The 22,454-nt window shown below is 69.8% G+C and carries 24 protein-coding genes; 14 read left to right on the forward strand and 10 right to left on the reverse strand.

Annotated features, from left to right (window positions below; genetic code table 11):
• The first annotated feature begins 293 nt into the window (after positions 1-293).
• A complete protein-coding gene (locus H5T77_RS21515) occupies positions 294-590 on the forward strand; it encodes a GNAT family N-acetyltransferase (protein ID WP_292652658.1) in 297 nt (98 codons plus the stop codon).
• 39 nt (positions 591-629) lie between these two features.
• Here H5T77_RS21515 and H5T77_RS21520 read toward each other — a convergent pair whose 3' ends face one another.
• On the reverse strand, positions 630-1,541 hold the full coding sequence (locus H5T77_RS21520; protein ID WP_292652659.1) for a hypothetical protein: 912 nt from the start codon (positions 1,539-1,541) through the stop codon (positions 630-632).
• 137 nt (positions 1,542-1,678) lie between these two features.
• On the opposite strand from H5T77_RS21520, the gene H5T77_RS21525 reads away from it, so the two are divergent.
• Entirely contained in the window at positions 1,679-3,340 is a 1,662-nt protein-coding gene (locus H5T77_RS21525; RefSeq protein WP_366816661.1) for an FAD-binding dehydrogenase, read from the forward strand.
• On the opposite strand, the gene H5T77_RS21530 is transcribed toward H5T77_RS21525, so the two are convergent.
• Positions 3,341-3,664, reverse strand: a complete 324-nt coding sequence (locus H5T77_RS21530) for a DMT family transporter (RefSeq protein WP_179656689.1) — start codon at positions 3,662-3,664, stop codon at positions 3,341-3,343. It lies immediately after the preceding gene.
• Between the two features lie 85 nt (positions 3,665-3,749).
• On the opposite strand from H5T77_RS21530, the gene H5T77_RS21535 reads away from it, so the two are divergent.
• The 3 genes from H5T77_RS21535 to H5T77_RS21545 are packed head-to-tail and all read left to right on the forward strand — an operon-like array spanning position 3,750 to position 6,161.
• Positions 3,750-4,301: a TetR family transcriptional regulator gene (locus tag H5T77_RS21535; protein ID WP_292652661.1), complete on the forward strand. Its 552-nt coding sequence runs from the start codon at positions 3,750-3,752 to the stop codon at positions 4,299-4,301.
• A gap of 36 nt (positions 4,302-4,337) precedes the next feature.
• On the forward strand, positions 4,338-5,036 hold the full coding sequence (locus H5T77_RS21540; RefSeq protein ID WP_292652662.1) for an NUDIX hydrolase: 699 nt from the start codon (positions 4,338-4,340) through the stop codon (positions 5,034-5,036).
• A 39-nt stretch (positions 5,037-5,075) separates the two neighbouring features.
• Positions 5,076-6,161: an ABC transporter substrate-binding protein gene (locus tag H5T77_RS21545; RefSeq protein ID WP_292652663.1), complete on the forward strand. Its 1,086-nt coding sequence runs from the start codon at positions 5,076-5,078 to the stop codon at positions 6,159-6,161.
• Between the two features lie 17 nt (positions 6,162-6,178).
• Here H5T77_RS21545 and H5T77_RS21550 read toward each other — a convergent pair whose 3' ends face one another.
• Positions 6,179-7,681, reverse strand: a complete 1,503-nt coding sequence (locus H5T77_RS21550) for an AtzH-like domain-containing protein (RefSeq protein ID WP_292652664.1) — start codon at positions 7,679-7,681, stop codon at positions 6,179-6,181.
• A gap of 69 nt (positions 7,682-7,750) precedes the next feature.
• A complete protein-coding gene (locus H5T77_RS21555; protein WP_292652665.1) occupies positions 7,751-8,155 on the reverse strand; it encodes a YidH family protein in 405 nt (134 codons plus the stop codon).
• A 45-nt stretch (positions 8,156-8,200) separates the two neighbouring features.
• On the opposite strand from H5T77_RS21555, the gene H5T77_RS21560 reads away from it, so the two are divergent.
• On the forward strand, positions 8,201-9,031 hold the full coding sequence (locus tag H5T77_RS21560; protein ID WP_292652666.1) for a thioesterase family protein: 831 nt from the start codon (positions 8,201-8,203) through the stop codon (positions 9,029-9,031).
• A 29-nt stretch (positions 9,032-9,060) separates the two neighbouring features.
• On the opposite strand, the gene H5T77_RS21565 is transcribed toward H5T77_RS21560, so the two are convergent.
• The gene (locus H5T77_RS21565) at positions 9,061-10,662 is read right to left on the reverse strand and encodes a M15 family metallopeptidase (protein ID WP_292652667.1); all 1,602 of its coding nucleotides are present in this window, start codon (positions 10,660-10,662) and stop codon (positions 9,061-9,063) included.
• A 112-nt stretch (positions 10,663-10,774) separates the two neighbouring features.
• Between H5T77_RS21565 and H5T77_RS21570 the strand changes: the two genes are divergently transcribed.
• The 4 genes from H5T77_RS21570 to H5T77_RS21585 all read left to right on the forward strand — a co-directional run bounded on the left by H5T77_RS21570 (position 10,775) and on the right by H5T77_RS21585 (position 15,312).
• Entirely contained in the window at positions 10,775-11,500 is a 726-nt protein-coding gene (locus tag H5T77_RS21570) for a (deoxy)nucleoside triphosphate pyrophosphohydrolase (RefSeq protein ID WP_292652668.1), read from the forward strand.
• 10 nt (positions 11,501-11,510) lie between these two features.
• Positions 11,511-12,422: an N-acetyl-1-D-myo-inositol-2-amino-2-deoxy-alpha-D-glucopyranoside deacetylase gene (gene mshB / locus H5T77_RS21575; RefSeq protein WP_292652669.1), complete on the forward strand. Its 912-nt coding sequence runs from the start codon at positions 11,511-11,513 to the stop codon at positions 12,420-12,422.
• Positions 12,419-12,772, forward strand: coding sequence for a hypothetical protein (locus H5T77_RS21580; protein ID WP_292652670.1), 354 nt, complete (start codon positions 12,419-12,421; stop codon positions 12,770-12,772). The genes mshB and H5T77_RS21580 overlap by 4 nt, the downstream gene beginning before the upstream one ends.
• Positions 12,773-12,834: 62 nt before the next feature.
• Positions 12,835-15,312: a VanW family protein gene (locus H5T77_RS21585; RefSeq protein ID WP_292652671.1), complete on the forward strand. Its 2,478-nt coding sequence runs from the start codon at positions 12,835-12,837 to the stop codon at positions 15,310-15,312.
• A gap of 117 nt (positions 15,313-15,429) precedes the next feature.
• Here the strand turns inward: H5T77_RS21585 and aspS are convergent, their stop codons facing one another.
• Entirely contained in the window at positions 15,430-16,731 is a 1,302-nt protein-coding gene (gene aspS / locus H5T77_RS21590) for an aspartate--tRNA(Asn) ligase (protein ID WP_292652672.1), read from the reverse strand.
• A 241-nt stretch (positions 16,732-16,972) separates the two neighbouring features.
• On the opposite strand from aspS, the gene H5T77_RS21595 reads away from it, so the two are divergent.
• Complete coding sequence (locus H5T77_RS21595) at positions 16,973-17,815, forward strand: esterase/lipase family protein (protein WP_292652673.1); 843 nt, start codon at positions 16,973-16,975, stop codon at positions 17,813-17,815.
• A gap of 14 nt (positions 17,816-17,829) precedes the next feature.
• On the opposite strand, the gene H5T77_RS21600 is transcribed toward H5T77_RS21595, so the two are convergent.
• Positions 17,830-18,231 (reverse strand): type II toxin-antitoxin system VapC family toxin, encoded by a 402-nt coding sequence (locus tag H5T77_RS21600; RefSeq protein ID WP_292652674.1) that lies wholly within the window; start codon positions 18,229-18,231, stop codon positions 17,830-17,832.
• Entirely contained in the window at positions 18,218-18,469 is a 252-nt protein-coding gene (locus tag H5T77_RS21605; protein ID WP_292652675.1) for a type II toxin-antitoxin system Phd/YefM family antitoxin, read from the reverse strand. Before H5T77_RS21605 ends, H5T77_RS21600 begins: the two co-directional genes overlap by 14 nt.
• A gap of 66 nt (positions 18,470-18,535) precedes the next feature.
• On the opposite strand from H5T77_RS21605, the gene H5T77_RS21610 reads away from it, so the two are divergent.
• A complete protein-coding gene (locus H5T77_RS21610; RefSeq protein ID WP_292652676.1) occupies positions 18,536-18,925 on the forward strand; it encodes a VOC family protein in 390 nt (129 codons plus the stop codon).
• Here the strand turns inward: H5T77_RS21610 and H5T77_RS21615 are convergent.
• Complete coding sequence (locus H5T77_RS21615) at positions 18,917-19,861, reverse strand: endonuclease/exonuclease/phosphatase family protein (protein ID WP_292652677.1); 945 nt, start codon at positions 19,859-19,861, stop codon at positions 18,917-18,919. The genes H5T77_RS21610 and H5T77_RS21615 overlap by 9 nt on opposite strands.
• A 91-nt stretch (positions 19,862-19,952) precedes the next feature.
• Entirely contained in the window at positions 19,953-20,843 is an 891-nt protein-coding gene (locus H5T77_RS21620) for a GNAT family N-acetyltransferase (RefSeq protein ID WP_292652678.1), read from the reverse strand.
• 77 nt (positions 20,844-20,920) lie between these two features.
• On the opposite strand from H5T77_RS21620, the gene fdxA reads away from it, so the two are divergent.
• Both fdxA and dapC read left to right on the forward strand, forming a co-directional pair.
• Positions 20,921-21,244, forward strand: coding sequence for a ferredoxin (gene fdxA, locus H5T77_RS21625; protein WP_008358813.1), 324 nt, complete (start codon positions 20,921-20,923; stop codon positions 21,242-21,244).
• Complete coding sequence (gene dapC / locus H5T77_RS21630) at positions 21,244-22,359, forward strand: succinyldiaminopimelate transaminase (protein ID WP_292652679.1); 1,116 nt, start codon at positions 21,244-21,246, stop codon at positions 22,357-22,359. Before fdxA ends, dapC begins: the two co-directional genes overlap by 1 nt.
• Positions 22,360-22,454 lie beyond the last annotated feature (95 nt).

The following is a 22,454-nucleotide window of genomic DNA, read 5'->3' on the forward strand; positions in this document are numbered from 1 at the left end:
CGCCCGGCAGGCCCTCCTCCTGGGAGGACCGGCCAACCCCGGTCCCAAGCCCGTACCCAACCCAATCTCGCTGCGCCATACCCCGCCGCCGACCCGATAGCCAGCCAAATTTCTCGCCGGATCACGGTGTCAAGAACCGCCGCAGGCGACCGGCGAAGCCGGCGGCCGAAGGCCGTCCTTGACTCCGGGATCCGGCGAGAACACCATCCAATACAGGGTCGGCGGCCCCAGCCCAACGAAGACGACCAGCACCGAAGCGCCCCTCAGTTCGCCGACAAGGGGAGAATAGGCGCGTGAGCGAGATCGAGTACGTAGACAACCCGGCCGAGCATCGTTACGAGATCCGCGACGGTCAGACCGTCGCGGGGCTGGCGGCCTACCGGCTGCCGGACGACACGCACGTGGACTTCGTGCACACCGAGGTGGGTGAGGCCTACAGCGGGCAGGGGCTGGCCTCGAAGCTGGTGGCTTTCGCGCTGGCCGATGTCAGGGCGAAGGGGAAGCGGATCATTCCGCATTGCCCGTACGTCGCGAAGTGGGTGAAGCGGCACGGCGAGGAGTTCGCCGACATCACCGACTGGCCGGCCTGATCGGAAGGCTCGATCACAAGGCTCGATCACAAGGCTCGATCAGGGGGAGTCTGCCGACTTCCGCGGCTCCAGGCCGAGCTTGGCCAGGGGCGTGCGGGTCATGTGTGCGGAGGGCCAGGCCTGACCTTTGGATGAGCCGCGGGAGTAGGGCCTGGCACCGGACTGATAGGTCACGAAGAACTCGTCGCCGACCTCGGCGATGCCTTCGGCCAGGTTGGGCAGCCACTGCACCGCACGGGGACGAATCGTGACCCGGTCCTGCACGATCAGCTGACTGCGTTTGGCCGGGCCGCGGGAGACGCTGAAGACGTACTCCTCCTCGCGGACCACGACACCCTGTGTGCCGACAGGGGTGCGTACGCCGATCGGGGTCTTGATCTGCCAGCTGTCGTCCTTGCGGATGTACTTGTAGATGCGGTTGTTGGCGTGCGACCCCACGTAGAGCAGATCCTTCGTGGCCGCGAGGTAGGAGCCGGCGGCGAGCGCGACCAGCGGGGAGACGGTCGAGACGGTCGAGAGCGGGTCGGCGTGGATGATCTGCGCGAGTGAGTAGCGGTAGAGACGGGGCGGGTTGCCCTCGCGGCACACGAAGACCTCGTCGCCGATCACCGCGACGCCGCCGGCGTTGACGGGGCCGCTGACGCTGCCCTTCGGGCCGCCCAGATAGACCGCGCTGATGAGCTCGCCCGACGGCTTGTCGATCAGCGCGAGCGCAGAGCCGAGCTTGTCGCCGTAGTAGCCCTGCAGCAGGAGCTCGGCGTCGGGCGAGTACGCCAGACCCTGCGGGATCCAGCCGTGGTCCTCGTCCCCGATGAGCACTCCCGCGGTGGCGATGTGCGGGATCAGCGGGCCGAGGCTGCTGCCACTACGGCTCAGCCAGGACTCGGTGCGGTCGATGCCGCGCTGGACCCACTTCTGCTGCCTCTTCGCGGTCATCTTGGGGTCGATCACGAACAAAAAATCTATCCGCTCGGAAGGCGTTCGGCGGCGGCTTCGGGGTGCGAGTCCGACAACTGTCCACCAGACGGAACGGTCGGGCGACAGGTTCTATGTACCCGCCGGTATGGAAGGTGGCAGGATCTGCCGACATGACCAAGCACGCCGACGTGATCGTGGTGGGAGCCGGCCTCGCCGGCCTGGCGGCAGCGGCTGAGGCCGCCGATGCAGGAAAGAGTGTTCTGCTGGTCGACCAGGAGCCGGAGCAGTCCCTCGGCGGCCAGGCCTTCTGGAGCCTCGGCGGGCTCTTCCTCGTCGACAGCCCCGAGCAGCGCCGGATGGGGATCAAGGACTCACCCGAGCTGGCGCTCCAGGACTGGATGGGATCGGCTCAGTTCGACCGCGACGAGGACCTGTGGCCCCGGCGTTGGGCCGAGGCGTACCTCGACTTCGCGGCCGGGGAGAAGCGATCCTGGCTGCGCGAGATGGGCCACCGGTTCTTCCCGGTCGTCGGCTGGGCCGAACGTGGCGACGGCCGCGCCGACGGCCACGGCAACTCCGTGCCTCGCTTCCACATCACCTGGGGGACGGGGCCGGGCGTCGTCGACCCCTTCGAGCGGCGGGTGCGTGCCCACGCGGACACCGGCCGGATCACCTTCGCCTTCCGGCACCGTGTCGACCACCTGGTGATCGAGGACGGGGCGGTGGTCGGGGTACGCGGTAAGGTGCTCAAGCCCAGCGACATCGAGCGTGGGCAGGCCTCCTCGCGCACCGAGATCGAGGACTTCGAGCTCGGCGGCCAGGCCGTCATCGTCACCTCCGGCGGCATCGGCGGCGACCATGACCTCGTCCGCAAGCACTGGCCGGCAAGGCTCGGCACCCCGCCGAAGTCGATGGTCTCCGGCGTCCCGGCGCACGTGGACGGCCGGATGCTCGCCATCACCGGAGCGAGCGGCGCCAGGATCATCAACGACGACCGGATGTGGCACTACGTCGAGGGCATCCGCAACTGGGACTCGATCTGGGCCAACCACGGCATCCGGATCCTCCCCGGCCCCTCGGCGCTGTGGCTGGACGCGACCGGCAAGCGGCTGCCGGCGCCGTTCTTCCCGGGCTTCGACACCCTCGGCACCCTCAAGCACCTGCGCCAGACCGGCTACGACTACTCCTGGTTCGTGCTGACCGAGAAGATCATCAAGAAGGAGTTCGCGCTCTCGGGCTCTGAGCAGAACCCCGATCTGACCGGCAAGGACTTCAAGCTGCTCGCCGAGCGCGCGCGCAAGGGCCCCGGCCCGGTGAAGAGCTTCATGGACCACGGTGAGGACTTCGTGGTCGCCGAGAACCTCACCGCGCTCGTCCACGGCATGAACGGCCTCGCCGAGAAGGACCCGTCCGGCCCGCAGATCAACGAGAGCGACCTGCGCCGGATCATCGAGGCCCGCGACCGCGAGATCGCCAACAACTTCACCAAGGACGCCCAGGTCACCGCGCTGTACGCCGCCCGCCACTACCGCGGCGACAAGCTGCAGCGCACCGCCAAGCCGCACCGGATCCTCGACCCCGAGGCCGGTCCGCTGATCGCGGTCAAGCTGCACATCCTCTCCCGCAAGACCCTCGGCGGGCTAGAGACGGACCTGTCCGGCCGCTGCCTGACCTCGGCCGGCACCCCGCTGCCGGGGCTCTACGCGGCCGGCGAGGTCGCCGGCTTCGGCGGAGGCGGGATGATGGGCTACAACGCCCTCGAGGGGACCTTCCTCGGCGGTTGCCTGTTCTCAGGACGTACGGCGGGGAGGGCCGCGGCCGCAGCGGTCTGATCAGTGAGCGCCGGAGAGGTTCAGTCCCACGACGCCGACGACGATCATCGCCAGGAAGCCTGCTTTGGCGGCGGTGAGGTGCTCCCCGAGGAACATCACGCCGATGCCCGCGACGAGGGCTGTGCCGAGGCCTGACCAGATGGCGTACGCCACCGAGACCGGCATCCGCTCCACGACGATAGACAGCAGCCAGATCGAGGTGCCGTAGCCGGCCAGGACGGCGGCCGACCAGCCAAGATTGCGAAAACCTTCGGTGCGGGGGAGCAGCGCGGTGCTGGCGACCTCGATCGCGATCGCGACGACGAGCAGTGTGGCTGCGTACATGTACGGGTCCTCCTCAGGCGCATGTAGCGACTGCTACATCACTGAGAAATGTAGCAGTCGCTACATGGTCGGCATAATGCTTTCCATGGATCGCAAGGAGGAGCTCCTCGGGCAGGTCGTCGAGCACGTGCTCGAGCACGGGCTGATCGGGCTGACCCTGCGTCCGCTGGCGGCCGCGATCGGCACCAGCGACCGGATGCTGATCTACCACTTCGGCGGCCGCGACGAGCTGATCGCCGCAGTGGTGGCGCGCACCAACGAGCTGTCCGTGGCCGCGGTCGCCGCGCTGGAGCCGGCCGACGGCGTACGCGCCGGGGTGGAGGCGCTGTGGCGGGCCTACCGCTCCGAGCCGCTGCACAGCTGCCTGCAGATCTACCTGCAGGCGGCCGCGACCGGGTTGATCGGGATGGAGCCCTACCGCTCGGTCGTCCGCGAGACCAACGAGCTGTGGTACGCCGCGCTCCGCGACTACATCACCGGCTGTGGCGCACCCCCTGAGCGTGCCGGCCGGATCGTCACGCTCGTCGACTCGTCGCTGTTCGGCTTCCACCTGGACATGGCCACCGATCGGCCCGACGAGCTCGCCGCCGGTGTGGCGGATCTCGCAGTGGCCGCGGGGGCGATCGCCGAGGGATGACTCGAGTGCGTCGCTCGATCATCTAGGGTCTGCCACGTGGAGTGCCCCAAGTTCGCGGTGAGCGTCGATCTCGTTGTGCTCACCGTCCGTGACGAGGCGCTCTGCGCCCTGGTCGTACGCCGCGGGATCGAGCCCTATCGAGGCGCCTGGGCGCTCCCTGGCGGGTTCGTCCGCGATGACGAGGGTCTCGAGGAGGCGGCAGCGCGCGAGCTCGCCGAGGAGACCGGCATGCGCCTGGGGAGCGTGCACGTCGAGCAGCTGGCGACGTACGGGGCTCCGGGTCGGGACCCGCGGGCGCGGGTCGTGACGGTCGCCTACCTCGCGCTGGCACCGGACCTTCCGGTGCCAGCGGCGGGATCGGACGCGACCGACGCGCAGTGGTGTCGGGTCGACTCGCTGCTGGCCGACGACGGCGTGGCCGACGGTCTCGCCTTCGACCATGCCGCGATCCTCCGCGACGGCGTCGAGCGCGCCCGCTCCAAGCTCGAGTACTCGCCCCTGGGTGCGGCCTTCTGTGCCGTGGAGTTCACGGTCGCCGAGCTGCGCCGGGTCTACGAGATCGTCTGGGGTGAGCGCCTGGACCCTCGCAACTTCCACCGCAAGGTCACCAAGACGGAGGCCTTCCTCGAGCCGACGGGCAGCACGACGACCCGTGACGGGGGTCGCCCGGCCCAGCTCTTCCGACGGGGCTCCGCCGAGCACCTGCATCCGCCGCTGCTGCGCCGTACGACCTGACCGACCAGCACTCGAACCTCCTCGAAGGGAACCGTTCCGATGTCCACCTCCGTCCGCCGGGCCGCCGCGGCCCTCCTGTCCGTCGTCGCGGCCACCGCGCTGGCCGGCTGTGGCTCCGATCCGGAACCGACCAACAGCGAGAAGGGGTTCGGCACGATCTCGATGCAGTACTCCTGGATCAAGGACGAGACGTTCGCCGGGGAGTACTACGCCGAGGACAAGGGCTACTACGAGGAAGCCGGGTTCGACGAGGTCAAGGGCATCTCGGGCCCCGACGACGGTGTCGCCAAGCTGCTCTCCGGGAAGGTCCAGGTCGCCATCACCGACGCCGTCGCGGTCGGCGCCGCGATCGCCGAGCAGGAGGCGCCGGTGAAGATCATCGGCGCGACCTTCCAGAAGAACCCGCTCACGATCCTCTCCCTCCGCGACCGCGGCGACATCGCCACACCGGCCCAGCTCGCAGGCAAGAAGATCGGCGTCCAGGAGTCCGACGTCGCTGTCTTCAAGGCGATGCTCACCGCCAACGGGCTCGAGGAGGAGAAGGACAGCATCACCGTGGTGCCGGTCGAGCTCGACCCGACGCCGCTGACGGCGGGTCAGGTCGACGGCTTTCTGGCCGATCTGACCAACCAGTCGATCGCCCTGGAGCTCGCCGGTCATGAGACCACCGACCTGCCCTTCGCCGACAACGGCGTCCCGTACGTCGCCGAGACCTACACCGTCACCGACCAGTACCTCACCGAGAACCGCGACCTCCTCGAGGCGCTGCTGACCGCTGAGATCAAGGGCTGGGCCGAGACCTTCAAGAACCCCACCGAGGATGTTGTCGAGGTCGTCACCACCCATTACGAGGAGGCTGCCGGAGACTCCGACGGTCTCGAGGCCAGCTTCGGCGAGGTCGACCCCGCCAGGACCACGCGTGGCCTGGAGGAGTCGCAGAAGCTGATCTCGACGCCGGAGACCGAGAAGAACGGCCTCTTCACCGTCTCCGAGGAGCTCCAGCAGCAGACCGTCGACTCGCTCGCCGCCGCCGGCTGGGAGGTCTCGGCCGAGGACCTGTTCGACACCTCGATCATCGACGAGATCTACGCGGAGCGCCCCGAGCTGAAGGCGTACCGGAAGTAGGCCGAGCCTGTCAGGGGTCAGAAGTCGGCAGCGACGGCGAGCAGGTCGCGGTCGCGACCGGGGGCGGCGACCAGGCAGAGACCGGCGGGGAGACCGGTCGGAGTGCGGACCGGGATCGAGACGGCCGGAAGGCCGGCGATCCCGGCGATGCAGGTGAGCCGCAAGGTGTCGTCGCGGACCTCGGCTGCCTCGGCCGCGGTCGGTGCCACCGAGGAGGCGCTCGGGAAGGCGAGGACGCGGTCGCCTACGACGTCGAGGATCTCCGCCCGGGCCTGCGCGAGCACGGCGCGCGCTTCCGCGGCCTGCTCCCGGGTCACGGCCCGAGCCATCTCGAACCGCCCGCGGACCGCCTCGCCGAGCGTGTCCAGCCGGGTCTCGAGCCAGGCTCCGTGGGCCTGCCAGGCCTGGTAGGCCTGCCCGGTGACGAAGGCCTGGCGCCACTCGTCCAGCGACGGCGCCCAGGCCAGCGGCTTGGCGTCGGGCAGCGCGTCGCGCACAGCGGTGGCGACGTCGTCGTCGGCGAGCCCGACCAATGACGGCACCAGATGGGTCTCGTCCACGGAGGCCGCCTGCGACTCCGGCAGCAGTACGTCTCCCACAGCCTGAAGCAGGAACGCGGAGCGCGTCATCCACCCGACGGTGTCGAAGGCCTTGGCGAGCGGGTGCAGCCCCTCGCGCGAGACGGCCCCGTGGGTCGTACGGATGCCGTAGAGGCCCTGGTAGGCGGCCGGCACCCGGATCGAGCCGCCGGTGTCGGTCCCAAGCCCGATCGAGGCCTGGCCGAGCGCGACCGCGGTCGCCGACCCCGACGAGGAGCCCCCGGGGATCCGGCCGGGAGCCTTCGGGTTCGGCGGTGCCCCGTAGTGGGCGTTGAGCCCCGACAGCGAGTAGGCGAACTCCTCGGTGCGCGTGATGCCGCGGACCGAGGCTCCTGCATCGAGCAGGGAGGCGACGACGGCGGAGTGCGAGTCGGCCACCGGAGCCTGCTCTAGCCACGCCGGACTTCCGGCGCCGACCGCGAAGCCGGCGACCGCGTAGAGGTCCTTGACCGCCACTGACTCGCCCGAGAGCGCCCCGTCAGCGGTGTGCGAGGAGATCAGCGGGTCCCCGACGATGCGCCAGATCCGGCTGTCGAAGGCCGGCTCGGGCGCCGAGACGTGAGCCGCGGTGACCTGCCAGCCGGCGTACTCGATCCGCACCGGGTCCCGCGCCCACAGTTGGGTCTGCAGCCCGCGCCCACCACGGTCGAGCTCCGTGACGGCGACGATGAGGGCGTGGTCCTCGTCGATCACCTGGACGTGGGTCTGCACGATGCGCCGCTTCGGCGCGCCGCCCCGCGCCGCGCGGAAGGCGGAGATCTGCTCGTGTCCGACGAGCAGCCCGGCCGCGTCGCCGCGCAGCGTGGTCGGTGAGTCGGCGAAGAGCGCGTCCAGAGCGGCGACGTCATCCGACATCAGCGCGCTCTCGTACGCCCTGAAGGCCTGCAGCAGCCCGTGTGGGACCGGCTTGAGCTGGGTCATAGGGCGAAGTCTGCCCTGCCGAGCGTGACGTGCGCGCCATCGACGGGCCCGGCGGAGCAGGCAGGTGGGTCAGAGCACGAACGAGACGCCCAGCAGCACGCCGACCAGCAGCAGCGCCCCGGCCAGCACGAACCCCGCGGTGAAGGCGGGAAGCGGGCGGCGCTCCCGCATCGCACGCTCGACGCGTGCCCAACGGGTCATCGCGAGGATCGTGCACAGGACAGCGGTGATCACCAGCACGGCGATCAACCCGTCGCGGGCCCAGTCGACGGTGGGCACCTGGAACGAGTGCAGCGCGACCGCACCGGCCATCAGGCCGAGCACTGTGCGCGCCCAGGCCAGGAACGTACGCTCGTTGGCCAGCGTGAACCGAGGATCCGGCTCGTCGCCGTGGCCGTAGACCCAGCGCGGGTGACGGGGGTCTTTCGCATCCGACTCTGGTTTCGACTCTGGTTTCGGCTCTGGCTCGCCCATGCCCCCATCGTCCACCACATCGAGTCCCGATCTAGATTTCTCCCCATGGCTGAGAGCGCGCAGGTTTCCGAGTTCGACCGGGACATCGAGATCCGCAGGATCGACGAGACGACGTACGCAGCCGAGCTCGCCCCCGGCTGGGTGGTCGGCGGCGGCGTCAACGGCGGCTACCTGCTCGCGGTCATCGGCAACGCGCTGCGGGCCCACCTGCCGCGCCATCCGGACCCGATCGTGCTGAGCGCCTTCTACGCGGGTGCGAGCACCCCGGGACCGGCGGAGGTCCGGATCGAGACCAAGCGCGACAAGGGTTCGCTGGCCATCGCGACCGCCGAGCTGTGGCAGGGCGAGGAGCTGCGGATCACCACCACGGCGACGTACGCAGACCTCGATGGCCTCCATGCGAAGAGCAGCGGCTTCGAGCGGGTCACCGCGACCGAGCCGGAGCTGCCGCCGCTCGAGGAGTGCCTCTCCTCGACGACGGCGCCCGAGCAGGTGAAGGAGTTCGTGCCGATGCTGGACCGCTACGAGCTCTGCGTGCCAAAGGAGCAGTTCCTCTGGGGCGGTGCGAAGCCGAGCGGCGAGGCCGTCTTCACCGGCTGGCTCCGGCACCACGACCGCGAGCCCGACCCGCTCTCGCTGCTGCAGGTGCTCGACGCGCTCCCGCCGGTGACGTTCGGTCTGGAGCTTCCGGGCTGGGCGCCGACCCTCGAGCTCACCTGCCACATCCGCCACAAGCCGGCGCCCGGCTGGCTCAAGGTCACCCACTACTCACGCAACCTCTCGGGCGGCATGTTCGAGGAGGACTGCGAGGTGTGGGACTCCGCCGGCACGCTGGTCGCACAGGCGCGGCAGCTGGCCCGCCTGCCGCGCGCCTGACGGTCACCTCGGCCGGTCACTTTGGCCGGTCACATCGGCGCGCAGCGGTCCTTCCCGCCGTAGGCGTCCCAGTGCCAGGCCTCGACCGAGTACTGCTTCAGCCCGAAGGCCAGCGCCGTCCTGTTGAGGAACGACCACACCTCGCTGCTCGGCTCGGAGGCCCGCGTCGCGCAGGTCTTGCCGCCGGTCACGCTGGGCTCCTCGAAGTCGATGGCGACGCCGAGCTGGTGGGACGAGTGGCCTGGCTGTGCGGTCAGCGTGTAGTCGCCGGTCGGGCAGCCGCCGGTGGCGTCCTCCTTGCACAGCGCCTTCTGCTTCTTCATCGTCCGGAACGAGCTGCTCGCGACCAGGTCGATGCCCTGCTTCTCGGCCTTGTCGACCAGCGCCGCCGCGGCCCCGGAGATGCGCGCGTTGACGACGGTCAGGCCCTCGGAGCCGTCGATGTAGTAGCTGTCGCCCTTGGTGCTCTCCGTGCCCGTGTTGGGTAGCCCCTCGACCGCGCAGAGTCGGACCGGGATCAGCTTGCCCTGGTCATAACCCTCACCCTCACCCAGGTCCCGGGTGCCCGGTGAGCACACGAGCGCGGTCGAGTCGGCGCGTACGTCGCCCACCGGCTTCGTCGGTGCAGCGACCTCGATGAGCTTGCCCGCGGAGGCGCCGGCGGCGCGCTGTTCGGAGGCCTGCACGGCCAGCTCGGCGAGGTGGCCGGTGACCCCGTTCGCGTCCGTCCCGGTCTCGCCAGGGTTCGGTGCCGGGCCCGGGGTTGTCTCCGGGACGTCGTCGGGGCAGGGGGTGATGGTCTCGTTGAGCGGCTTCTTGGTCCCCGCCCCGAGGGTGATGTCCGCGCACACGACGGTGGTGTGGTCGCGCTTGGCGTAGGTGTCCTGCCAGGTCCGATAGCCCGCGACGGTGAAGGCGTTGGTGGCCGGGTCGGCCTGCAGCGTACGCAGGCTCAGACCGTCGCCGTAGGCACCCGGCTGCTCCAACCAGGTCTCGATGTCTGCGGCGGTGACCTCCCAGCCGACGCTGCGCAGCGACGCGATGGCCACCGACAGGTCGCTGCCGACGCCGTTCATGTCGTCGGTCGTGGTCTGCTCCCACTTCTGCATCTGCTCGTAGAAGTCGTACGCCCCGTAGCCGCCGACTCCGACCAACGCGAGCACCAGCAGGCCGACGAGGGCCTTCGGCCAGCGCCGCTTCTTCGGCGGCTCGGGGCCGAAGCGGCCAGGACCGTCGCCCGGGGGGTACGCCGGGGGCTGCTGCCCTGGGTAAGGCTGCCCCGGGTAGGGCTGCTCGGGATAGGGCTGCTCGGGATAGGGCTGCTCGGGATAGGGCTGCTCGGGATAGGGCTGCTCGGGATAGTGCTGCTCCGGGTAAGGCTGCTCCGGATAAGGCTCCTGGCCGTAGGGCCGCTGCTCCGGTGGGTAGGGCCGCTGCTCGGGGTAGCGCTGCCCGCCCGGGTGGGGCCGCTGCTGGCCGGGATGCGGTTGCTGGCCTGGGTACGGCTGTCGCGGCCGCCCTGGCTGTGCCTGTGGTGGGTGGGGCTCCCGTGGGCCCGGGTAGGGCTGCTGACCTCGGTAGGGCGGGCGCGGCTCGCCCGGACGGCGCGGTGGCCACTGCTGGTCGCTCATGGTCGGCCCCCGGGTAGGAGCGGGCAGGCGAAGAGCAGCAGAGGGCGGGGCACGGCGTTGGAGCGTACCCAAGAGACCATGCTTTCCGGGTGACTAGGGAAGAATCTCACATGTGAACAGCCCCAAGACCGTAGTGGCCGCGGCGATCCTCAGCGCCGACGGCAAGCAGGTGCTGGCCGCGAGGCGTACGTCCCCGCCCGAGGCCGCCGGACGCTGGGAGCTTCCTGGCGGCAAGGTGGAGGAGGGGGAGACGCCCGAGGCGGCCCTCGTCCGAGAGATCGGCGAGGAGCTCGGTTGCCTGATCGAGGTGCTCGACTGGTTGCAGGGGGAGTCGGTCATCGGGGTCTCGACAGGCTCGACCACCGGGGCCCGCCTGATCGCCGCGACCGCCCGGGTCGTGGCCGGTGAGCCGAGACCGCGCGAGCACGACCAGATCCTCTGGCTGGCGGCCGAGGACCTCGACTCGGTCGACTGGCTCGAGCCCGACCGCCCGTTCCTCGGCTCGCTCCGCCACGTGCTCGGTCAGCCCGAGTCGGCGACCCTGCGCGGCATCTTCTTCGATGAGGAGGACGCCCGGTCGGCTGCGGCGACGCTCGAGCGCGAGGGCTGGACGGCGCGGGTCGACCGCGAGCGCTACCAGGGCGAGGACGACGACGAGGACCACCCGTGGTCGGTGGAGACCGATGCCCCCGAGCTGGTCCTGGAGCTGCTGGTGGACGAGTACGACGGTTGGCTCGACATCCCCGAGGGCCCGCCGGACGACTCGATCGCCCCCGAACCGGTCGACCTCCCCGACAATCCAAAAAGAATCAAGCGCCCTGACTTGGGCGACTTCTAAGATCGAGCACGTGACTTCACAGAAGAGCCTCCTGCTCGTTCATGCCCACCCCGACGACGAGACGATCGCGACGGGGGCGACGATGGCGAAGTACCTCGCCGAGGGCGCCCGCGTCACCCTGGTGACCTGCACGGCGGGAGAGATGGGCGAGATCCTCGTGCCCGGGCTGGCTCACCTGGCCGCCGATCAGGAGGACGGTCTCGGCGCGCACCGACGCGGCGAGATCGAGGACGCGATGGCGGCGCTGAAGGCGCCCGACGGCAGCGAGGTGGACCACCGCTGGCTGGGTGGATTCGGCAACTACCGCGACTCCGGGATGACCTGGAGCGCGGACCGCACCCACGCGCTGCCGGACCCCGACGCCAGGGAGAACGCCTTCTGGTACGCCGACCTCAACGAGGCCGCCGACCACCTCGTCACGATCATCCGCGAGGTGCGTCCGCAGGTGCTGGTCACCTACGACGAGTTCGGCAACTATGGCCACCCGGACCACATCCAGGCGCACCGGGTCGCGACGTACGCTGCCCACCTCGCCGCCGTCCCGACCTACAAGAAGGAGCTCGGCGAGGCCCACGAGATCGACCGGGTCTTCTGGACCGCGATCGCGGAGAGCTGGATCCGTGAGGGTCTGCGTGCTGCCCGGGACGCCGGCGACGCGGACGCACTCGGCGGGATGGACCCCGAGGGCCCGCTGCCGATGGCCACACCCGACGTCGACATCGCCGCCGCGATCGACGGCACCACGTACGCCGACCAGAAGGTCGCCGCGATGCGCGCCTACCCGACCCAGATGGACATGGAGCAGGGCATGTTCGCGATGACCAACAGTCTCGGTACGACGGCGTGGTCCCAGGAGCACTTCCGGATCGCCAAGGGGCACCTCGAGGGCACCGGCCTGACCGATCTCTTCGCCGGGTTGTGAGACCGCTCGGCGGGGTGGCTCGCTGTGCGGCCGGTCTCCTGACCGGCCTCCTCGTCGGGGTCGCCGCGGTCGCCGTCCACCCGTGGTGGTGGGGCCTGCTGCTCGCTGTGGCCGCGTCCTCGGCGACGCTGCTCGCACTCCCGCGCGGAGTCGCGCGGGTGGCGTACGCCGCGGCCTGGGGGATCGTGGTCGCGCTGGCCGCGACACCTCGGCCGGCGGGCGGCTACGCCGTCGCGGGCGACCTCGCGGGATACCTGATGATCTTCTGGGCCGTGCTGATGATCGTGGTGGCGACGGCGACTGTGTTGAGTGCCACTTCGCCGGTGGATCGTGCCCACCCCGGCAAGTGACGAAGGTCCCAAGATGGGCTACGGGTTCGGCCTAGGGGGGTATAGGTCCTAGGCTCTGCCGCATGTCCACTGAGCGTGAGGCCTCCAAGGCCCCCGAGCCTGCGAAGCAAACTGACGCGGCCGGGTCCAACGCCAGCCAAGCTGGCGCGGACGATGCCGCCGTCGAGACGATCATGATCCCGCAGATCGAGATCGACGCTCGCGTTGCCGAGTCCGCTGGCGCCAAGCCGGTCTCCAACGTGCCCGACGACGAGACGACCGGAGCGAGGTCGGGCGGCGAGCTTGCTCGTCCGCTCGCGCCGAGCGAGGGAGTAACCGCGCGAAGCGCGGAGCCCGACGGCGCGACCAGGCTCGTCTCCGCCGAGGCAGACTCGCCCGATGACTCCGACGAGGATCCCGCCGAGGAGACCCTGCTGCGCAGCACGATGCTGCGCTCGGGGCTGCCGAAGCGTGCGCCGGTGCCGGAGGACGACAACTACCTGTTCGTCTCGAAGAACCGCGAGTTCGCTCCTGAGCCGGACGTGGTTGCCGCTGCGCCCGACCTGGCCGACGACGCGGAGACCGAGATGGCGTTCTACCGTCCGGCCGACGAGCGCTCGGACTTCGACGAGCCGCTCGAGGAGACCGTCGTCGGCGTCGGCCCGTTCGTGGTGCACGACCCCGCGCAGGATGCCGGCGACCACTCCGCCTACCAGCCCTACGCGCAGCCCGGCGATGCGCAGCCCGGCTACGCGCAGCCCGATTTTGCCCAGCCCGACTATGCCCAGCCTGACTACGCGCAGCCGGTCGCGGCCGAGAGCAAGCCGCTCGGCACCGGGGCCAAGGTCGCCGTCGCCGTCGCCGGTGGCGTCGCCATTCTGGCCTTCGCCGGCTGGGCAGCGGCGTATGCCGTGGCCGGGGAGAAGATCCCCGACGGCACCACGGTGGCCGGCGTGGACGTCGGCGGAATGGAGGCCGCCGAGGCGACGCCGTTGCTGGACCAGAAGTTCGCTGCGGCCCACAGCCAGCCGATCGACGTGGCCGCGGGTGCGAGCAAGACCGAGGTCAACCCGGCCGAGGCGGGTCTGAGCTTCGATGCCGAGGCGACGATCGCGAAGGCCGACGCCTCGCGCAGCTGGAACCCCGTCAAGCTGTGGAAGCACTTCACCGGCGGCGGCGAGATCGAGCCCGTCATCAAGGCCGACGACAAGCTGATCGCCAAGGTCGCGGCCAAGGTGAACAAGCGCGCCGGGACCCCCTTCAAGGACGGCGACGTCGTCATCAAGCGGGGGAAGGTCAAGACCACCCAGCCGGTCGCCGGTGAGGGAGTCAGCGACGAGGCGCTCCAGAGCGCGCTCGCCGGTCAGCTGCTCGTCGAGGGCGACCGCAAGGCTGATGTCGCCCTCGAGGAGCTGACCCCGGACGTCGACGAGACCGACGTCAAGGAGGCCGTCGACAAGGTCGCGAACCCGGCGGTCTCCGGCCCGATCACGCTGAAGTTCGAGAAGACCCCGGTGCAGCTGTCCCCGAAGGAGTTCGGCGACGCGATCCGCTTCGACCCGAAGAACGGCGAGCTGCAGGCTTCGGTCGCGCCCAGCAAGCTGAAGAAGGTGCTGAAGAAGGCCCTCGCGGACGACGCCGCGAAGCCGGTCGACGCGACGGTCGAGATGGTCAACGGCACCCCGAAGGTCGTGCCCGCCAAGCCCGGCGTCACGTTCAACCAGAAGGACCTGGAGGCCGTCTTCCTCGACGTCGTCACCGCACCCGACGGTGAGCGCACCGTCGAGGTGAAGTCGAAGGTCGCCAAGCCGAAGGTCACCACCGAAGAGGCCAAGGCCTGGGGCATCAAGGAGAAGATCTCCTCCTTCACCACGAACTTCCCCTACGCCGAATACCGCAACGTCAACATCGGCCGCGCCGCCCAGCTGGTCAACGGCACCGTGCTCGCGCCGGGCGACACCTTCTCGATGAACGGCATCGTCGGGGAGCGTACGGCTGCCAACGGCTTCACCAAGGGCTGGATGATCCAGAACGGGATCTTCCGAGAGGACTACGGCGGCGGGGTCTCGCAGATGGCGACGACCACGTTCAACGCGATGTTCTTCGCGGGGCTCCAGGACGTCGAGCACAAGGCCCACTCGCTCTACATCGACCGCTACCCGATCGGTCGCGAGGCGACCGTCGCCTGGCCCTCGCTGGACTTGAAGTTCAAGAACAACACCAAGTACGGCGTGCTGATCCGCTCCTGGGTCAACCCCGCCGGCGGCAACAGCCAGGGCTCGGTGACCGTCGAGATGTGGTCCACCAAGATCTGGGACATCAAGGCCCGCACCGGTGAGCGCTACGACTTCAAGTCCCCGGGCAAGCAGAAGATCACCGACGGCAACTGCGAGAACACCGTCGGTGCCAAGGGCTTCTCGATCAACGTCTGGCGCGACTTCTACAAGCCCGGCACGGGTTCGAAGGTCGACACCGAGACCTTCAAGACCGTCTACAACCCGCAGGACGAGGTCGAGTGCACCGACGAGTCCGAGAAGAAGCCCCCGGCCGACCCCAGCTGACGGGTCCCGCTGGTCGAGCCGCGAGCGCCAGCGAGCGTGTCGAGACCACACAGTCACGTCCGGATTGTGTTGGTCTCGACACGCCTCCGCTAGCGCTCCGGCGGCTCGACCAGCGGGTCAGGGCGTCAGACGGTGCAGGTCTCGCGGGAACAGCGTGACCTCGCGGATGTTGGTGACCCCGACGAGCCGCGCCACCCAGCGCTCCAGCCCCAGCGCGAAGCCGCCGTGCGGTGGCATCCCGTGGGCGAAGGCCTGCAGGTACGAGGCGTACGCCGCCGGCTCCTCGCCGCGCGCCCGGATCGCCTCCTCGTAGTCGGTGAGCCGGTGCAGGCGCTGCCCGCCGGTGACCAGCTCCAGGCCGCGGAAGAGCAGGTCGAAGCTGTTGCTCCCGTCCCCTGGTGGTCGAGCCTGTCGAGACCAGGGGTGGGTGTAGAACGGCCGCTTCCGCATCGGGTAGCCCTCCACGGCCAGGAAGTCGGAGGCGTACGTCTGCCGGGCCCATGCCCCGAGCGCGCGCTCGTGCTCAGGAGCGAGGTCGGGTTCGTCCTCTGGCGCCCCGACCAGCTTCAGCGCCTCGGCGAAGTGGATGACCGGGACCTCCTCGGGCACGACCGGCAGGTCGAGCCCGAGCCGTTCGACCGCGCCTGCGGCATGGGTCTCGATCCCGGCACGCATGCCGGCGACGACCTCGCGGAGCACCGCGAGCACGTCGCGGTGGTCGCGGACGAAGCCGAGCTCGACGTCGAGGCTGACGTACTCAGCGAGGTGTCGCACCGTGTCGTGCGGCTCGGCGCGGAAGACCGGTCCGACCTCGTAGACCCGCTCGAAGATGCCGACCAGCTGCTGCTTGTAGAACTGTGGTGACTGGGCGAGATAGGCAGGCCGGCCGAAGTAGTCGATCTCGAAGACGTTCGCTCCGGACTCGGTCGCCGACTCCACGATCTTGGGGGAGTGGACCTCGGTGAACCCCGCGGAGTCCAGCGTCGCCCGGAAGCCACGCAAGGATGCGGCAGCGATCTCCCAGCGGGCCCGGACCGCAGGATGACGCCAGGTCACCGGCGCGTGGTCGAGCAGCGTCGGCAACCCGGCCGCGAGCTCTGGTCGCCACAGCTCGACCGGCGGGGTGTGTGCGGGGTCGGAGAGTGCCGTGACCACAGGCGAGGTGATCTCGACCCCTCCCGGCGCCTGCGAGCTGCTGGTGGCGATGCCGACCACCTCGACGGGAGTTTCCTCGGGAGGAACCTCCTGCCCGTCGACGGGCCTGATCACCACCTGCGCCAAGCCGGTGCGGTCACGCAGCACGAGAAAGGTGACGGCGGCGAGTTCGCGGCGTCGGTGCACGTGCCCGCAGAGTCGGACGGTCTCGCCCGGCGTGACGGCGGGCAGGTGGCCGGCGAGCGTACGGTCTATCGGTTTCATCATTTCCTCCAGGTGGCGAGGCCCTGGAGGTGTGGGCGGGGGCTAGGTCGCGGTGCCACCACACCTTCGCTGATGTGTCATCAGCCTCTCGTCGATCCGCCGTACGCGCGGGCGCCGCCTTGCCGCGGGCTGAGGGTCGTCACTCCTCGGCGGTGCCGCTCACGATCGTAGATGTGGCTGCGGGCGGGCCGCCAACGAGTATCTCTCGTGACGTGAGTCACATCGGTTCGTTGACATTGTCATGCGCCCGTTCCTGCTGAGCCTCTTCGCTGCCGTCGCACTCGTTCTCGTCCCGGTCTCCGCATCCGCCGCTGAGGGGACGAGTCGGACCGGGCTCCCACTGCCGGGCTCGCCTCTCGGTGATCCCGTCGGCGCCAACGACTGGGCGTGCGCGCCGTCCGTCCAGCGCCCGACGCCGGTGATCCTGGTGCACGGCACCTTCGGCGACCGTCGTTCGCTGCTGGACCCGATCTCGCTGGCCATGAAGCGGGCCGGGTTCTGCGTCTACTCCCTCGACTACGGCAACCGGGCCACCGGCGACATCCGGGACTCGGCCGCCCACCTCGGTGAGTTCATCGAGCGCGTCCGCGAGGTCACCGACGCCGAGAAGGTGTCCCTCGTCGGCCACTCGCAGGGCGGGATGATGCCGCGCTACTACATCAAGAACCTCGGTGGCGCCGCGTACGTCGAGGACCTCGTCGGCCTGGCGCCGTCCAACCACGGCACCTCGATCATGAGGTCCGAGGGCGTCACCGGCGCCGCCACCGGAACGACCGGTCTCTGCATCTCCTGCTCCCAGCAGGCCACCGGCTCGCAGTTCCTCGCCGACCTGAACGCAGGCGACGAGACCCCCGGCGACATCTCCTACACCCAGATCGTCACCGCCACCGACGAGGTGGTCGTGCCCTACACCTCCGGCTTCCTTGCCGCGGGTCCGAACACCACCAACGTACGCATCCAGGACGCCTGCGCGCTCGACCTCTCCGAGCACCTGCTCATCCCGATGAGCGCCTCCGCCATCGCGTTCACCCTCGACGCGCTGACCCACGAGGGCCCCGCATCTCCTGACCTGAGGACCTGCTGACCTCGGCTACGCGGTCACCAGACGGTGTGGATGGAGGCGTACGCCTGCAGCCTGCTGTCCTTCGTCACCAGGGGAAGGTTCTCGAGCATGCTCTGTGCGGCGAGCATGCGGTCGAAGGGGTCGCGGTGGTCCCAGTCGAGCTCTCCGGCGAGGCGTGAGTGGTTGAAGTCGATCGGCAACCGCTCCAGGACATGAAGACGCATGCGGTCCTCGAAGGTGGCGGCCAGGGTGCCGCCGCCGGGGAGCTTTCCGAGCCGAGTCTTGGTCGAGATCTCCCAGAGGCTCGCCGCCGAGACGAACACCTCGGTGTCGATGTCGATGACGGCCTCGTATGCCGGGGTGCTGAGCCGGTCCGGCTCGCTCACCAGCCAGATGTAGGCATGGGTGTCGAGGAGGACTCGCTCAAAGGTCTTCATCGAGCGAGCCCTCCCAGGCGGCGATCTCGTCGTCGGGGAGCGGGCCGAAGAACTCGTCGGGGACGCTCACGCGCAGCCCACCGAGGATCCGCCTCGTCGGCCGCTCGATCGGCACCAGGCGGGCGATGGCGCGGTCGCCCCGGGCGATGACGACCTCGCCGCCCGCCTCGACCTCGGTCAGCAGGCTCGACAGGTGTGTCTTCGCTTCCTGAACCTTCACGACATGCGCTGCATCCATGAGTCCACGGTAGGTTGGTCAACCGGGTTGGTCAACCCATGGCCGCGACCCGCTGAGGAGGACAGGATGCATCTTGATCTGGTGACTTTCGTCGTGCCCGACTACGACGAGGCGGTGGAGTTCTTCCGCGATGTGCTCGGTTTCGAGGTCACCGAGGACGTGCCCGCGACGACGAACGACGGGCGCCCGAAACGGTGGGTGGTCGTGCGTCCGCCGGGTGGCGGCACCGGGTTCCTGCTCGCCCGGGCCGACGGCCCGGCGCAGACCGCGAGGGTCGGCGACCAGACCGGCGGCCGGGTCACGTTCTTCCTGCGGGTGGACGACTTCCCGGCGGCGTACCAGAAGCTGGTCGCCGCCGGGATCGAGCTCGTGGGACCGGTGCGCGAGGAGTCCTACGGCACCCTTCAGGTCTTTCGTGACCCCTTCGGGAACCTGTGGGACCTGCTGTCAGGGTAGGCGGACGAGCGCCTGGACGGGGGTGTGGTCGCTGGGCCAGCGGCCGTCCTTGGTCCAGGTGTTGATCGCGGCCGACTTCACGGTTACGTCGGGCGTCGCGAGGACCCAGTCGATGCGGGTTCCGGCCGGGTTCGGGGTGCCGTAGTTGGGGAAGGTGCCGACCTGCGGAGTCAGCTGGGTGCCCGCGAGCCAGGTGTCGACGAGCCCGCCGTCGTTCACCAGGGTCGTATAGGGATCTGAGGCCTCTGCGTTGGCGTTGGCGTCTGCGGTGAACACGGCGGGGAGCCCGGTGTCGGCGATGAGGGAGCGGACGACCTCCGCGCTCCGGACCCGGGCGTTCTCGGACTGGTGGTCGAAGTGGGAGTTGACGTGCAGGAACTCGGTGCCGGTCGCCAGATCCAGGAACCGCACCCAGGTGACGATCCGGGTCACCGAGTTGCCCCAGGTCGCCGAGGCGATCACGTCGGGGGTGTCGGAGAGCCAGAACTGGTCCCACCACAGCGCCTCGAGCCGGGAGGCGTCGTAGAAGATCGAGGAGTACTCGCCGCCGGCACCGCCGTCGCGCCCGAAGCCGAGCATCCGGTACTTCGGCCCGAGGCCTGCCTCGAGCGACCCGAGCTGGCTGAACTCGGCCTCCTGAACGCCGAGGATCGTGGGCTTCTCTAGCTCGACGAACGCGGTGACCAGCGGCTTGCGCTCGGGCCAGTAGTCCGGCTGGCCGGGCTGCGTGCCTTCGCGGTCGTAGCGGATGTTGAAGCTCATCACGTGGAGGTCGGGCGTCCTGGCCTTGCCGATCAGCGGCTTGTCCGAACCCTTCTCGTACGCCGCCGCAGCTGCCGCAGGCAGAGTGCCGCCCAACGTCGAACCGACTGCGGCGGCCGCGCCCAGCGCGCCCGCGGAAGAGAGGATGCCTCGCCTGGTGATGCCCGGATTCATCGGTGCTCCTTAGGTGGGGGTGTTTCGACCACCCCATCAGGCGCAGGTGAGCACCTGGGGAACTTCGGATGAGCGGACCCGGACGGCTCCGCTACGGAGTCGGCGAGGAGTAGTAGCGGCAGCGGTGGTGCTCGGTGAAGCCGAGGCCCTCGTAGAGCGCGAGGCCGGGGGCGTTGTTGGTCTCCACGTGCAGCCAGGCGGCGCGGGCACCGCGCTCGGCGCCCCACTCGAGCAGAGTGGCGAGGGCCTTCGTGGCGAGACCCTGGCGGCGGTGCGGCTCGGCGACCTCGAGGTCGTGGATGGCCAGCCAGTCGCGTTCCATCGTGCCCATGATCCGGGCGGTGTCGCCGAGGGTGATCAGCACCTGGTGGCCGCCGGCGCCGGTGATCTCGACGCTGGCGTCCTCGACCGGCGGCGGCAGGAGGCGGCGGGTGGCGGCGAGCCCGGCGAGCTGGAACTCGACGGTCACGTCCTCGACCCAGCCGCGCGCGACCAGAGCCTCTTCGGCAGTGGAGCCGACCTCGATCTTGGCGCGCGGGCGCTTGTGGCGGGTGCGGTAGTAGCTCTCGACCCGGTCGATCGCTTCATCCAGCCCGATGCCGGGGTCGCCGATGGCCAGCGCCGAGTTGGGTCGCCGACGGACCGAGACCTCGTGGTCGAAGAGCACCCACTCGCCCAGGGCCTCGGAGGTGGTGCCGGGGAAGATCGCGGCGCTGAGCAGTTCGGCCTCGCGTACGCGGATCCGCAGGCGTACGTTCGGCCGCGGAGGCACCGGCTTGCCGGAGACGATCTCGGCGACGGGCACCCTCACCTGCTCCCCGGACTCGCGCTCGATGACCGCGATGCCGTCGGCCCAGGACGTACAGACGCCGAGGATGTCGGTGAAGGCAGGGCCGCCGGTGGGCCCGGTCTGGCCGGGAACGAGGCGGCGGACGACGATCCGCTTGCCGACGACATGTGGTCCCAGGAGATGAGCAGGCACGTGGGGATACTAGGCTGTCCTCGGAAGGGCCAGTCGCGCCCCTCTGACTTTCGTGAAACCGCTTGGAGGAGCCCCGAATGACGTACGTCATCGCCCAGCCCTGTGTTGACGTGAAGGACAAGGCTTGCGTCGACGAATGTCCGGTGGACTGCATCTACGAGGGCAAGCGGATGCTCTACATCCACCCCGACGAGTGTGTCGACTGCGGCGCCTGCGAGCCGGTGTGCCCGCCCGAGGCGATCTTCTACGAGGACGACACCCCCGAGGAGTGGAAGGAGTACTACGACGCCAACGTCAAGTTCTTCGACGACCTCGGCTCGCCCGGTGGCGCCGCTCGCATGGGTGAGATCGACAAGGACCACCCGTTCGTCGCTGCGCTGCCCCCGCAGAACCAGGACTGATGCCGACCCCGTACGCGGCCTCGGTCCCGGTCTCGCAACGGCTGCCTGACTTCCCCTGGGACAAGCTCGCCTCGTTCAAGGAGAAGGCGTCCGCGCACGCCGGGGGCCTTGTCGACCTCTCTGTCGGGACCCCGGTGGACTCGACCCCGCAGGTCGTGCAGAACGCTCTGCGCGGGGCCGCTGACTCCCCGGGCTACCCGACGACGATCGGTACGCCCGCGGTGCGTCAGGCCGCGATCGACTGGCTCGCGCGCAACCACGGGGTCGACGGCCTCGGGCTGGACAACGTGCTGCCGGTGATCGGCTCCAAGGAGCTGATCGGATCGCTGCCGCTGCACCTCGGCGTCGGACAGGGCGACCTCGTCGCCTACCCGGAGCTGGCCTACCCGACCTACGAGGTCTCCGCGGCTCTCGTCGGTGCCGACACCGTCGCCACCGACTCGCTGGTCGCCCTGGGGCCGAGGGCGCCGAAGATCCTGTGGATCAACTCCCCGTCCAACCCGAGCGGGCGGGTGCTCCCGGTGGAGCACCTGCGCAAGACGGTCGAGTGGGCGCGCGAGCGCGGCACGCTGCTGATCTCGGACGAGTGCTACATCGAGTGCGCCTGGGAGGCCGAGCCGGTCTCGGTGCTCCACCCCGACGTCTGCGGTGGCACCTACGACGGCATCCTCGCCGTCCACTCGCTCTCCAAGAGGTCCAACCTCGCGGGCTACCGCTGCGCCTTCGTCGCCGGAGACGCCGCTGTCCTCGGTGAGGTCCTCGCGGTCCGCAAGAACCTCGGCCTGCAGATGCCCGGCCCCCAGCAGGTCGCCATGATCACGGCGCTCGCCGACGATCAGCACGCCAAGGAGCAGCACGCCCGCTACGCCGCCCGGCGCACCAAGCTCAAGGCGGCGCTGGAGTCGGCCGGCTTCCGCATCGACCACTCCGAGGCCTCCCTCTACCTGTGGTCCAGCCGTGACGAGGACTGCTGGGCGACCGTCGACTGGCTCGCCGAGCGCGGCATCCTCGCTGCCCCCGGTGCCTTCTACGGCCGCGCCGGCCGCTCCCACGTCCGGATCGCCTTCACCGCCACCGACGAGCGCATCGACGCCGCGGTCTCCCGCCTGTCCTGACCCGCCCCGCTGAATCGGTAGAACCGGCGGGCCGAATCGGTAGAACCGGCGCGCCGAAACTGTAGTTGTGGGCGACGAAACTCTAGTTTCGTCGC

Origin of the sequence: Nocardioides sp. (assembly GCF_014360585.1) — a bacterium.
GTDB lineage: Bacteria > Actinomycetota > Actinomycetes > Propionibacteriales > Nocardioidaceae > Nocardioides.